The following is a 14,093-nucleotide window of genomic DNA, read 5'->3' as shown; positions in this document are numbered from 1 at the left end:
CCTCCTACCTTTTATTAACTTCATTTTACCCATTAATTCTAGTAAAATCGTTCGTTTTAGGTGACAATCAAAGAAAGTAGATGACATTTTCGTCACCTACCTAGTATTTGTTGCATCTCATTTTGTAGTGGAAAGTGTAAGGAGAAGGTAGAACCCTGACCAATATCAGAAACAACGTTGATCCTGATCCCTAGCTTTTCGGCGGAATTCTTTGCTAAGTATAGACCCATTCCAGTTGAAGCAGCACTCTCTCTGCCAACCCTGCCAGTAAAAGACTTTTCAAAAATTCTTGGCAAATCCGATTGTGCTATTCCTATCCCTTGATCTTGAATAGAAAGGATTAGGTGACCTAAATCATCTGTAGAAGTAAAAATCCGAATTTCACTATTCTCTTTACTATATTTTACTGCATTTGATATTAGCTGCCTTAGAATAAACGCTAGCCATTTCTGATCTGTTAGTATGACGTGTTCCAAGTCGCTAACCTCAAACCCTATATTTCGTTGTATACACCATGGCATCAGCTCTTTAATTTCCTGAAATACAACTCTTTGTATAGTTACTTCCTCGATTACATTATCCTTTTCAATTGAAGGAAGTCGTGTTTTATGAAGTTGTTGATCTAAGAGCATATGCAGTCGAAGCCATTCTACTTCTAATTGCTTCTTAAGTGTTGGATCTTCTACATTGTCTATCATTAGTTTCATACTGGTTAGCGGTGTCTTCATCTCATGTATCCAGGAAAGAGTTTGATCCTTCTCTTCAAGAGAACTGGTATTGGAATCATTCAGTTCTTGTTTTCCGGTTAAAATTAGTAATTCAACCTCTTCTATAATCATTTTATCAAAAAGTGATTGTCCTTCTGGTAGTCTTGCTATAAGCTCATCGAAAGTCGGGTCACCCTGATTAATCTTTAAAACACTTTTTATAAACTTTGTTTCCCTAAAGTATCGCCATAAAAAGAATACTAAAAATAAAAGTAGGTTGGTACCATTCAAGTACACAATAGAAGTATTGGTAAAGGCAACGTCAACCGTCAGGAGAATATTGAGCCAAAGCTGGAAAAAGCCAAAAAATAAAATCCAGGCAATTCGCTCTCTAATATAATATAACAGTAACCTCATAGCTCCTCCTTAGTAACAGCTAGATAGCCTAATCCCTTCTTCGTTACAATAACCTCATCTAATCCAATTTGTTCTAACTTTAACCTCAATCTATTAACATTTACAGAAAGAGTATTATCATTTACAAACTTTTCATCATCCCATAGCTTTCTCATGAGTTCATCTCTCGATACTATTTTATCTACAGATTGGACTAATACTCTAAGGATAAATAACTCATTCTTTGTAAGTTCAGCCTCTTGTTCTTCTTTGGAAATTGTACTTCTAGAGTAATCAATAATTGCACCATTCCAATGAACGATATCTGACTGTTCCTCTCCATAATCATACGTTCTCCTTAAAATAGCTTGAACCTTTGCTAATAAAACCTCCATATTGAAAGGCTTTTGAACAAAGTCATCCGCCCCCATCTGCATGGCCATGACCATATCCATTGGGTGATCTCGTGAGGAAAGAAATATAATAGGTACTTTAGAATGTCTTCGAATTTCTCGGCACCAATGGAAACCATCATATGCTGGCAGCTGTATATCTATCATAACTAACTCGGGTTTCTGTTCTAAAAAACTAGGAAGTACTTGTTGAAAATCAGTAGGGCCTATAACTTCAAATGACCATAGATGAAATTTTTCCTTTAATAAATTAAATATAGAAACATCATCTTCTATTAGCATAATTTTTCGCATATAATTACCTCCTAATCCCAGTGTACACAATTATACACATAAAAAAAACCATCTCGTCGTCACGAGATGGTTTTAACAGTTTAAATAAGATTACTTAGTGATAGTAGCAACTACACCAGCGCCTACAGTACGTCCACCCTCACGGATAGAGAATTTAGTACCTTCTTCGATAGCGATTGGAGAGATTAGAGAAACAGTCATTTCGATGTTATCTCCAGGCATAACCATTTCTACGCCTTCTGGTAAGTTACAAACACCTGTTACGTCAGTTGTACGGAAGTAGAACTGAGGACGGTAGTTTGAGAAGAATGGAGTATGACGTCCACCCTCTTCTTTAGAAAGAACATAAACTTCAGCTTTGAAGTCTGTGTGTGGTGTAATTGAACCTGGTTTAGCTAATACTTGACCACGTTGGATCTCTTCACGAGAAACCCCACGAAGAAGAGCACCAATGTTGTCTCCAGCTTCAGCATAGTCAAGAAGTTTACGGAACATTTCAACACCTGTTACAGTAGTTGATTTTGCTTCTTCAGTAATACCGATAATGTCTACAACGTCACCGATTTTAACTTGTCCACGCTCAACACGTCCTGTAGCAACTGTACCACGACCAGTGATTGAGAATACATCCTCAACTGGCATCATGAATGGTTTGTCAGTTTGACGTTCTGGAGTTGGGATGTAGTTATCTACAGCGTCCATTAATTCAACGATTTTTTCTTCCCATTCTGGCTCTCCTTCAAGAGCTTTAAGAGCAGAACCTTTGATTACTGGAATGTCGTCGCCTGGGAAATCGTATTCAGAAAGAAGGTCACGAACTTCCATTTCAACTAATTCAAGTAATTCTTCGTCATCAACCATGTCACATTTGTTCATGAATACAACTAGGTATGGAACACCTACTTGTTTAGATAAAAGAATGTGTTCACGAGTTTGTGGCATTGGGCCATCAGCAGCAGATACTACTAAGATCCCGCCGTCCATTTGAGCTGCACCTGTGATCATGTTTTTAACATAGTCAGCATGTCCTGGGCAGTCTACGTGAGCGTAGTGACGAGTTTCAGTTTCATATTCAACGTGAGAAGTGTTGATTGTAATTCCGCGCTCTTTTTCTTCAGGAGCGTTATCGATGTCAGCGTAAGATTTCGCTACTCCACCCATTTTTTTAGAAAGAACTGTAGCGATTGCAGCAGTTAAAGTTGTTTTACCATGGTCAACGTGTCCGATTGTACCAACGTTAGCATGTGTTTTGGAACGGTCAAATTTTTCTTTAGCCATTAGAGAAATCCTCCTCAGTAATTGTTAGTTTTTTTTATGATAAAAGATAGGGACAAGTAGTCCCTATAATTCATACACTACAAGAAAGTTATGCTTGAATCAAGATGAAAAATTAATTATTCACCTTTATGTTTTTTGATGATTTCTTCAGCAATTGATTTTGGAACATCTTCATAGTGGTCAAATACCATCGAGAATACTCCTCGACCTTGTGTATTTGAACGTAATGACGTTGCATATCCAAACATTTCTGCAAGTGGAACCATTGCACGTACTACTTGTGCGTTACCACGAGCGTCCATACCTTCAACGCGTCCACGACGAGATGTGATATCACCCATGATGTCTCCTAAATATTCTTCAGGAATAACAACTTCTACCTTCATGATTGGCTCAAGAAGTGCAGGGTTTACTTTAGATACAGCATTTTTCAATGCCATAGATGCAGCAATTTTAAATGCCATCTCATTCGAGTCAACATCATGGTATGATCCGTCGAATAATCTAGCTTTGATATCGATTAATGGGAATCCAGCGATTACCCCGTTGTCAAGAGAGTCACGAAGACCTGCTTCAACAGCTGGGATATATTCACGCGGTACTACACCACCAACGATAGCATTTTCAAATTCAAAGCCTTTTCCTTCTTCGTTTGGTGAGAATTCGATCCAAACGTGTCCGAATTGACCACGTCCACCAGATTGGCGAACGAATTTACCTTCAACTTGTGCCGATGAACGGAAAGTTTCACGGTAAGATACTTGAGGAGCACCTACATTAGCTTCTACTTTGAATTCACGACGCATACGGTCAACTAGAATATCAAGGTGAAGTTCACCCATACCAGCGATGATAACTTGACCAGTTTCTTGGTCAGTGTGTACGCGGAATGTTGGATCTTCTTCAGCTAATTTTTGTAGTGCTTGACCCATTTTATCTTGGTCAGCTTTTGTTTTTGGTTCTACAGAAAGTGAGATAACTGGCTCTGGGAATTCCATAGATTCAAGAATTACTAGAGACTTTTCATCACAAAGTGTATCACCAGTTGTTGTATCTTTTAAGCCTACTGCTGCAGCAATATCTCCAGCATAAACTTGTGAGATCTCTTCACGAGAGTTAGCATGCATTTGTAGGATACGTCCTACGCGCTCACGCTTCCCTTTAGTAGAGTTTTGTACGTATGAACCAGATTGAAGAGTACCAGAATATACGCGGAAGAAAGTTAATTTACCAACATAAGGGTCAGTCATAACTTTAAACGCTAACGCAGAGAATGGTTCAGAATCGTCAGAATGACGTTCTACTTCTTCTTCACTGTCAGGATCGATACCTTTCATAGCTGGAATATCAAGTGGTGATGGAAGGTAAGCAACTACTGCATCAAGAACTTTTTGAACACCTTTGTTTTTGAATGCTGTACCACATACTACTGGATAGAATTCTACGTTAAGAGTACCTTTACGGATACCAGCAACTAATTCTTCGTTCGTAACTTCTTCTCCACCAAGATATTTTTCCATTAGATCTTCATCAAGCTCAGCTACCGCTTCAACTAATTTTTCACGGTATTCTTCAGCTTGTGCTTTATATTCTTCTGGAATTTCAACTTCTTGGATATCAGTACCTAAGTCATTTCCGTATACAGTAGCTTTCATTGTCACTAGGTCAATGATACCGCTGAATTCGTCTTCAGCACCGATTGGTAACTGAATTGGATGAGCGTTAGCTTGTAAACGGTCACGAAGAGTTCCTACAGAATATAGGAAGTCTGCACCTGTTTTGTCCATTTTGTTTACGAAAACAATACGTGGTACGCCGTAAGTTGTAGCTTGACGCCATACTGTTTCAGTTTGTGGTTCAACACCAGATTGAGCATCTAGTACTGTAACCGCACCATCAAGTACACGAAGTGAACGTTCAACTTCAACAGTGAAGTCTACGTGTCCAGGTGTATCGATAATGTTTACACGGTGATTATCCCAAGCAGCTGTTGTCGCAGCAGAAGTGATAGTGATACCACGTTCTTGCTCTTGCTCCATCCAGTCCATTTGTGAAGCACCCTCATGAGTTTCCCCAATTTTGTGGATTTTACCAGTGTAGTATAGAATACGCTCCGTAGTAGTCGTTTTACCAGCATCGATGTGAGCCATGATACCGATATTACGTGTTTTGTCTAAGGAGAACTCTCTAGCCATATTGTATTTCTCCTTCCAATTTCGGATTAGAGTATGATTGTATTAGAATCTTACCAACGATAGTGAGCAAATGCTTTGTTAGCTTCAGCCATTTTGTGCATATCTTCACGTTTCTTAACAGAAGCACCAGTGTTGTTAGATGCATCAAGAATTTCATTAGCTAAACGCTCTTCCATAGTTTTTTCTCCACGAAGACGTGAATAGTTTACTAGGTAGCGAAGACCTAAAGTATAACGACGGTCAGGACGTACTTCAACCGGTACTTGGTAGTTAGCACCACCAACACGACGAGCACGAACTTCAAGAACTGGCATAATGTTAGTTAATGCAGCTTCAAATACTTCTAATGCATCTTTACCAGAACGTTCTTTCACAAGATCAAACGCACCGTATAGAATTTTTTGAGAAGTACCTCTTTTACCGTCAATCATCATTTTATTAATTAAACGAGTTACTAGTTTCGAATTATATATTGGATCTGGTAACACGTCACGTTTGGAAACAGGACCTTTACGAGGCATGTGTTTTCCTCCTTTCGACGAATGTCAATTTATTAAATAGATTATTTTTTAACTTTAGGGCGTTTTGCACCGTATAGAGAACGGCTTTGCATACGACCAGTAACACCAGCTGTGTCAAGAGCACCACGTACGATATGGTAACGTACCCCTGGTAAATCTTTTACACGTCCTCCGCGGATAAGTACAACACTATGTTCTTGTAGGTTGTGTCCTTCTCCTGGAATATAAGCTGTTACCTCTAACGTATTTGTTAAACGTACACGAGCGTATTTACGAAGTGCTGAGTTTGGTTTTTTCGGCGTCATTGTCCCAACACGAGTACAAACCCCACGCTTTTGTGGCGAATTAAGATCTGTAGCTGATTTTTTAAAGCTATTGTAGCCTTTTCCTAATGCTGGAGACTTTGATTTCGTGATGTTGGATTTACGAGGCTTACGTACCAATTGGTTAATTGTAGGCATCGATTATTCCTCCCTTCATTTGTTCTTTTAATACCACACATCCAGGTGGTTCATTTTTTGGGTAAAAACAAAGTCTTTGTGCTTAACACAAAAACTGTTACACAGTAATAGCCACAACGGAAGCGCCTAAACGCAAACCACAGGCTCTACCAAGGTCTATTTTAGACTCGACATAGGTAATTGGGACATCATTATCGTTTGCTGCCTGACGTGCTAATTCAATGATTCTCAATTCTACATCAAGTGCAATATATACTTCTTTGACAAGCCCTTTTTTCATTGCTTTTACTGCTTGCTTTGTACCTATGATCGTTTTGTCTGCTTGTTTTACTTTTTCATAAGACATTTACATATCCTCCAAAGCTACAAGTCCGATAACTATCAACCTTAAATATATTATCATTCCCTGCAAAAAGTGTCAACACTTAACAAGAAAATATTAGGGAGAATTATTATTAACTCTCCCTAATATAAAGTTATTCTGCGCTTACTGCTTCTTTTTGTGCATCTGATTCGTTTTTAGTTATTTGAATTTGACGGTAACGTTGCATACCAGTACCAGCCGGAACTAGTTTACCAATAATAACGTTTTCTTTCAATCCAAGTAGCTCATCACGTTTTCCTTTAATAGCTGCATCCGTTAAGACACGAGTTGTTTCTTGGAAAGATGCTGCTGATAAGAATGATTCTGTTTCAAGAGATGCTTTTGTAATACCAAGGATAACTGGGCGACAAGTTGCAGGAATCTTACCTTGAAGTACTGCTTCTTTGTTCGCTTCAGCAAATTGATGAATATCTAATAGTGAGCCAGGAAGCAAGTCAGTTTCTCCCGCTTCAATTACGCGCACTTTACGAAGCATTTGGCGAACCATTACTTCGATATGCTTATCACCAATTTCTACCCCTTGCATACGATAAACTTTTTGTACTTCTTTTAACAAGTACTCTTGAACAGTTGAAACATCTTTTACTTTTAACAATTCCTTAGGATCGATAGAACCTTCTGTTAATACTTGGCCACGATGGATTACGTCATTTACTTGAACTTTTAGACGAGCATTGTATGGTGCTAAGTATTTACGAGTCTCTACATTACCTTGAATTGTAATTTCTTTTTGTCCTTCTCTAATTTCATCGATTTCAGTAACCGTACCTGTAATCTCTGAAATAACCGCTTGCCCTTTTGGATTACGAGCTTCGAAGATCTCTTGAATACGTGGAAGACCTTGTGTGATATCATCACCGGCAACCCCACCTGTATGGAATGTACGCATCGTTAACTGAGTACCTGGTTCCCCGATAGATTGAGCTGCGATAATACCTACCGCTTCCCCTACTTCTACCTTGTCACCAGTAGCTAAGTTCAAGCCGTAACATTTTTTACATACACCGTGTTTCGTATTACAAGTAAATGCTGAGCGGATAGTTAATTGAGTAATTCCAGCATCTTCAATCAAACGCGCGATTTCATTAGTAATTAAGCCGTCTCTTTCTAAAATAACATGCCCTTTTTCAGGATGGAAAATTGTTTTCTTCGTATGACGACCAACAATACGTTCGCCAAACTCTTCAATAACTTCCGTTCCTTCCATAAGAGATCCTATTAGTAAGCCACGGTCAGTACCACAGTCATCCTCACGTACGATTACATCTTGCGCTACATCAACAAGACGACGAGTTAGGTAACCTGAATCGGCTGTTTTAAGTGCTGTATCGGCAAGACCTTTACGTGCACCATGTGTAGAGATGAAGTATTCAAGTACTGTTAAACCTTCACGGAACGATGACTTGATCGGAAGTTCGATAATTCGACCAGCCGGATTGGCCATCAGACCACGCATACCTGCAAGTTGAGTAAAGTTGGACGCGTTACCACGGGCACCAGAGTCACTCATCATGAAGATCGGGTTCATATTATCTAATGATTTCATTAGTTTTTCTTGAATAACTTCTTTTGCTCTACTCCAATGTCCAATAACGCTTGCATAACGCTCTTCTTCTGTTATTAGACCACGACGGAATTGTTTCAATACTTTATCTACTTTTCCTTGTGCTTCTTCAAGAATCTCACCTTTGTCTGGAAGTACGACGATATCAGAGATACCAATAGTTATACCAGCCTTAGTGGAGTACTTAAATCCAAGTGCTTTCATACGGTCAAGCATTTTAGAAGTTTCTGTAATATGGAAACGTGTAAATACTTCAGCGATGATATTACCTAGAATTTTCTTCTTGAATGGTTGAACAAGATCCATAGATTCAATATGTTTTTTCACATCTGTTGTAGTAGAGATGAAATATTTTTCAGGTGTTTCAATTTGTAAATTATAATCCGTTGGTTCGTTAATGTACGGGAACGTTTCAGGAAGTATTTCGTTAAAAATAACTTTACCTACAGTAGTTAATAACAACATCTTGTTTTGTTCTTCCGTAAACGTCGGATTTTTTAATGATGATGCAGCAATTGCAATTCGAGTATGCAAATGTACATGACCAGTGTTATATGCGATTAACACTTCTTCTGGACCGTAGAATGTAGAACCTTCACCCATTGCACCTTTACGCTCTAGTGTTAAGTAATAGTTACCTAATACCATATCTTGAGAAGGTGTAACAACTGGTTTACCATCTTTAGGGTTCAAAATGTTTTGTGCTGCAAGCATTAATAGACGAGCTTCCGCTTGTGCTTCTGCTGATAAAGGAACGTGAACAGCCATTTGGTCACCATCAAAGTCAGCGTTATATGCTGTACATACTAGAGGGTGAAGACGAATTGCACGGCCTTCTACTAATGTTGGTTCAAATGCCTGGATACCTAGACGGTGAAGAGTAGGTGCGCGGTTTAATAAAACCGGATGCTCCTTGATTACATCTTCTAGTACATCCCAAACCTCAGGATGCATGCGCTCGATTTTGCGTTTTGCACTCTTAATATTATGTGCCAAGCCTCGTTCCACTAGCTCTTTCATAACAAACGGTTTAAATAACTCGATTGCCATCTCTTTTGGAAGTCCACATTGGTACATTTTTAAGTTTGGTCCTACTACGATAACGGAACGACCAGAATAGTCCACGCGTTTACCAAGTAAGTTTTGACGGAAACGACCTTGTTTCCCTTTAAGCATGTGAGAAAGTGATTTCAACGGACGGTTACCTGGTCCTGTTACCGGACGGCCACGACGACCATTATCAATCAATGCATCTACAGCTTCTTGTAGCATACGTTTTTCATTTTGAACGATGATGCTTGGAGCACCTAAGTCTAATAAGCGTTTTAAACGGTTATTACGGTTGATCACACGACGGTATAAATCATTTAAATCTGATGTCGCAAAGCGTCCACCATCTAATTGAACCATTGGACGTAATTCTGGTGGAATTACCGGAAGAACATCTAAGATCATCCAATCTGGCTTATTCCCTGAGTTACGGAATGATTCAACTACTTCTAAACGTTTAATCGCACGTGTACGACGTTGACCTTGAGCTGTTTTCAACTCTTCTTTTAGGTGTTCAGTTTCACTTTCTAGATCTATTTCTGATAATAGACGCTTAATAGCCTCTGCACCCATAGCCGCTTGGAATTTGCTGCCAAACTTATCTCGGTATGCACGGTATTCTTTTTCAGAAAGTAATTGTTTCTTTTCAAGAGGTGTATCCGCTGGTTCGATTACTACGTAAGAAGCAAAGTAAATTACTTCCTCAAGTGATCTTGGAGACATATCCAAAATCAGACCCATACGGCTTGGAATACCTTTGAAATACCAAATATGTGATACAGGAGCTGCCAATTCAATGTGTCCCATACGCTCACGACGAACTTTCGAACGCGTAACCTCAACTCCACATCGATCACAAACTACGCCTTTATAACGAACACGTTTGTATTTACCACAATGACATTCCCAGTCTTTTGTTGGACCGAAAATACGCTCACAGAATAACCCATCTTTTTCAGGTTTTAGTGTACGATAGTTAATTGTTTCAGGTTTTTTTACTTCTCCATAAGACCATGAACGAATTTTATCTGGTGAAGCTAAACCAATTTTCATATACTCAAAATTATTAACGTCTATCAAGGAGCCTACCTCCCTTTAGTCTTGAGTCTTTAGAAAGACCTTCCAAGTAGCTCTGCATAATGCAATTTAATACGGAAATACGGACAGGCATCACCTGTCCGATTTTTTATCTAATCAATTATTCCTGCTTTGCCTTACTCTAAGTTTCCAACTGGCTCTTCTTCGTTAGCTATTGGTAATAAACCAAGCGCATCAGCTGCCGGAATATCGTCATCTTCATCTAAATCGCGAAGTTCAATTTCTTCTTCGTCAATTGTTAACATCTTAACATCCATACCTAAACTTTGAAGTTCTTTTATCAATACTTTGAATGATTCAGGAACGCCTGGTTCAGGAACGCTTTCTCCTTTAACGATCGCTTCATATGTTTTCACACGTCCAACCACGTCATCGGATTTAACCGTTAAGATTTCTTGTAATGTATAAGCAGCACCATAAGCTTCTAGTGCCCATACTTCCATCTCACCAAAACGTTGTCCACCGAATTGTGCTTTACCTCCAAGAGGCTGTTGCGTAACAAGTGAATAAGGTCCTGTTGAACGAGCATGAAGCTTATCATCAACCATGTGGGCAAGTTTGATCATATACATAACCCCTACAGATACGCGGTTATCAAAAGGTTCACCTGAACGACCATCATATAGAGTCGTTTTACCATCACGGTTTAAGCCTGCTTCTTCCATTGTGTTCCAAACATCTTCCTCGTTGGCACCATCAAATACTGGTGAAGCCATGTGTACACCAAGAAGTCTAGAAGCCATACCTAAGTGAAGCTCTAATACTTGCCCGATATTCATACGAGAAGGTACCCCTAGTGGATTTAACATAATATCTACTGGTGTTCCGTCTGGAAGGAAAGGCATATCTTCTTCCGGTAGAATACGAGAGATTACCCCTTTGTTACCATGTCGTCCGGCCATTTTATCCCCTACAGAGATTTTACGTTTTTGAACGATATAAGCACGTACTAATTGGTTAACGCCTGGTGATAACTCATCTCCATCTTCACGATTGAAGACTTTAACGTCTAATACAATTCCGCCTGCACCATGAGGTACACGTAGAGATGTATCGCGAACTTCACGCGCTTTTTCACCGAAAATAGCATGAAGTAAACGTTCTTCAGCAGTAAGTTCTGTAACCCCTTTAGGTGTTACTTTACCAACTAAAATATCTCCGTCTCTTACTTCTGCACCAACACGGATAATCCCACGGTCATCTAAGTTACGTAATGCATCTTCTCCGACGTTTGGAATATCTCTAGTGATTTCTTCTGGCCCAAGCTTCGTGTCACGTGATTCTGATTCGTATTCTTCTATATGCACAGAAGTATAGACATCATCTTTCACAAGACGTTCACTCATAATTACAGCATCCTCGTAGTTGTATCCGTCCCATGTCATGAAGGCTACTAGTACGTTACGACCTAGTGCAAGCTCTCCTTGTTCCATAGATGGACCATCTGCAAGAATATCTAAAGGTTTAACGCGGTCTCCAACTTTAACGATTGGACGTTGGTTAATAGATGTACCATGGTTAGAACGCTCGAATTTGTGTACTTTATAAGTTGTTAAGTCACCTTTAACTTCTTTTCCGTCCACTTCTTCAATTCGACGTACACGAATTTCCTTCGCTTCTACGTGTTCTACGATACCGTGATATTTCGCAATAACCGCTGCACCAGAGTCACGTGCATTGACGTGTTCCATCCCAGTTCCGACAAACGGAGCTTCTGGGTTTAAAAGAGGAACCGCTTGACGTTGCATGTTCGCTCCCATTAGGGCACGGTTAGAGTCATCATTTTCTAAGAACGGAATACATGCTGTCGCTGCAGAAACTACTTGCTTCGGCGAAACGTCCATGTAATCAATTTGATCTCTTCTAAATACCGTGTTATCTCCACGGAAACGACCAACTACTTCTTCGTTTTTGAAAGCACCATCTTCAGATAGTGGCGAGTTTGCTTGCGCAACAACGTAGTTGTCCTCTTCATCAGCTGTTAGGTAATCAATACGAGAAGTCACAAGACCTGTTTCAGGGTCCACACGACGGTATGGTGTTTCGATAAATCCAAATTTATTTACTTTCGCAAAACTGGAAAGTGAGTTAATTAATCCAATGTTTGGTCCCTCAGGAGTTTCAATCGGACACATACGACCATAGTGAGAGTAGTGAACGTCACGTACTTCGAACCCTGCACGCTCACGCGTTAAACCACCGGGTCCTAAAGCAGATAGACGACGCTTATGAGTCAACTCTGCAAGTGGGTTTGTTTGGTCCATGAACTGAGATAACTGCGAGCTACCAAAGAATTCCTTGATAGATGCAATAACTGGACGAATATTTATCAGCTGTTGTGGAACAATTGCTTGTGTATCGTTAATAGACATACGCTCACGAACTACACGTTCCATACGAGAAAGACCAATACGGAATTGGTTTTGCAATAACTCTCCAACTGAACGTAAACGACGGTTACCAAGATGGTCAATATCATCTGTGTTTCCAACGTTGAATAATAGGTTAAAGAAGTAACCAATAGATGAAACGATGTCAGCAGGCGTAATGTTTTTAACTTCTGTTTCCACATACGCATTACTAATTACGTTAATTTCTTTTTGCTCTTCATCATTTGGCGCATAAATTTTAATCGATTGAACCGTAATATCGTCTTCTAACACTCCACCTACTTGAGAGAATGTTTTAAAGCCAATTCCGTTTTCCAGATGTGGAATCAGTCTGTCTAATACACGACGATCAATCAGCGTACCAGCTTCAACTAAGATTTCACCTGTTTCAGGATCCACTAGCGTTTCTGCTACCGTTTGGTTAAATAAACGATTTTTAATATGCAATTTTTTGTTCATTTTGTAACGACCAACATTAGCTAAGTCATAGCGTTTTGGGTCAAAGAAGCGAGAGTATAGCAAGCTCTTTGCACTTTCCACTGTTGGTGGCTCACCAGGACGTAAGCGTTCATAGATTTCTAATAACGCTTTTTCAGTAGTTTCTGTATTGTCCTTTTCAAGCGTGTTACGTAAATACTCATTGTCACCGATTAAATCAATGATTTCTTGATCTGAACCGAAACCTAAAGCACGAAGTAAAACAGTTACTGGTAATTTACGAGTTCTATCAATACGAACATAGACTACGTCCTTTGCATCAATCTCGTATTCCAGCCATGCACCACGGTTAGGAATAACTGTAGCACCAAAGCCTTTTTTACCATTTTTGTCAGTTTTGTCATGGAAGTATACACTTGGTGAACGGACTAGCTGAGATACGATTACTCGCTCAGCACCATTAATTACGAAAGTTCCGGTTTCTGTCATTAGTGGGAAATCACCCATAAAGACATCCTGTTCCTTCACTTCATCCGTTTCTTTGTTATGAAGACGTACTTTTACGCGTAGTGGTGCTGCGTATGTTGCGTCACGTTCTTTTGATTCATCGACTGAATACTTTGGTTCATTCAAACTATAGTCGACAAATTCCAATGATAGATTGCCTGTAAAATCCTCGATTGGTGAAATATCTTTAAACATTTCACGTAAACCTTCTTCAAGGAACCATTCATAAGATGCTGTTTGAATCTCAATAAGATTCGGTAACTCTAGCACCTCACTAATACGCGCAAAACTTCTACGCTGGCGGTGTTGTCCGTACTGAACTAGTTGACCTGTCAACTCATTCACCCCTCAATTAAAGCGATATTAGGTCTTTTCGATATAGACATTTTGGTGTAT

General features: G+C 39.5%; 9 protein-coding genes. All 9 read right to left on the bottom strand.

Annotated features, from left to right (window positions below; all coding sequences use genetic code 11):
• Window positions 1–92 precede the first annotated feature (92 nt).
• Window positions 93–1,124 (bottom strand): sensor histidine kinase, encoded by a 1,032-nt coding sequence (locus MKX96_RS00975; protein WP_340881378.1) that lies wholly within the window; start codon window positions 1,122–1,124, stop codon window positions 93–95.
• On the bottom strand, window positions 1,121–1,810 hold the full coding sequence (locus tag MKX96_RS00970) for a response regulator transcription factor (RefSeq protein ID WP_169359369.1): 690 nt from the start codon (window positions 1,808–1,810) through the stop codon (window positions 1,121–1,123). Before MKX96_RS00970 ends, MKX96_RS00975 begins: the two co-directional genes overlap by 4 nt.
• Before the next feature lie 90 nt (window positions 1,811–1,900).
• On the bottom strand, window positions 1,901–3,088 hold the full coding sequence (gene tuf / locus MKX96_RS00965; RefSeq protein WP_298472467.1) for an elongation factor Tu: 1,188 nt from the start codon (window positions 3,086–3,088) through the stop codon (window positions 1,901–1,903).
• Between the two features lie 116 nt (window positions 3,089–3,204).
• Window positions 3,205–5,283 carry an elongation factor G gene (gene fusA / locus MKX96_RS00960; protein WP_298472463.1) on the bottom strand — a complete coding sequence of 693 codons (2,079 nt, stop codon included), beginning with the start codon at window positions 5,281–5,283 and terminating at the stop codon, window positions 3,205–3,207.
• Between the two features lie 50 nt (window positions 5,284–5,333).
• The gene (rpsG, locus tag MKX96_RS00955; RefSeq protein WP_169359372.1) at window positions 5,334–5,804 is read right to left on the bottom strand and encodes a 30S ribosomal protein S7; all 471 of its coding nucleotides are present in this window, start codon (window positions 5,802–5,804) and stop codon (window positions 5,334–5,336) included.
• A 41-nt stretch (window positions 5,805–5,845) separates the two neighbouring features.
• Window positions 5,846–6,265, bottom strand: coding sequence for a 30S ribosomal protein S12 (gene rpsL / locus MKX96_RS00950; RefSeq protein ID WP_169359373.1), 420 nt, complete (start codon window positions 6,263–6,265; stop codon window positions 5,846–5,848).
• Between the two features lie 97 nt (window positions 6,266–6,362).
• Entirely contained in the window at window positions 6,363–6,611 is a 249-nt protein-coding gene (locus MKX96_RS00945; RefSeq protein ID WP_340881372.1) for a ribosomal L7Ae/L30e/S12e/Gadd45 family protein, read from the bottom strand.
• Window positions 6,612–6,741: 130 nt separating this feature from the next.
• Window positions 6,742–10,344, bottom strand: a complete 3,603-nt coding sequence (rpoC, locus tag MKX96_RS00940; RefSeq protein ID WP_340881369.1) for a DNA-directed RNA polymerase subunit beta' — start codon at window positions 10,342–10,344, stop codon at window positions 6,742–6,744.
• A gap of 134 nt (window positions 10,345–10,478) precedes the next feature.
• The gene (gene rpoB, locus MKX96_RS00935; protein WP_340881366.1) at window positions 10,479–14,033 is read right to left on the bottom strand and encodes a DNA-directed RNA polymerase subunit beta; all 3,555 of its coding nucleotides are present in this window, start codon (window positions 14,031–14,033) and stop codon (window positions 10,479–10,481) included.
• Window positions 14,034–14,093 lie beyond the last annotated feature (60 nt).

This window comes from Psychrobacillus sp. FSL W7-1493 (assembly GCF_038004905.1).
GTDB lineage: Bacteria > Bacillota > Bacilli > Bacillales_A > Planococcaceae > Psychrobacillus.
This window is presented reverse-complemented; position numbering and strand designations above follow the sequence as displayed.

Bases quoted from the DNA above. Each gene is read 5' to 3' on its own strand.
- MKX96_RS00970 (WP_169359369.1), bottom strand. From the start codon at position 1,810: ATGCGAAAAATTATGCTAATAGAAGATGATGTTTCTATATTTAATTTA.
- tuf (WP_298472467.1), bottom strand. From the start codon at position 3,088: ATGGCTAAAGAAAAATTTGACCGTTCCAAAACACATGCTAACGTTGGT.
- rpsL (WP_169359373.1), bottom strand. From the start codon at position 6,265: ATGCCTACAATTAACCAATTGGTACGTAAGCCTCGTAAATCCAACATC.
- MKX96_RS00975 (WP_340881378.1), bottom strand. From the start codon at position 1,124: ATGAGGTTACTGTTATATTATATTAGAGAGCGAATTGCCTGGATTTTA.
- rpsG (WP_169359372.1), bottom strand. From the start codon at position 5,804: ATGCCTCGTAAAGGTCCTGTTTCCAAACGTGACGTGTTACCAGATCCA.
- fusA (WP_298472463.1), bottom strand. From the start codon at position 5,283: ATGGCTAGAGAGTTCTCCTTAGACAAAACACGTAATATCGGTATCATG.
- MKX96_RS00945 (WP_340881372.1), bottom strand. From the start codon at position 6,611: ATGTCTTATGAAAAAGTAAAACAAGCAGACAAAACGATCATAGGTACA.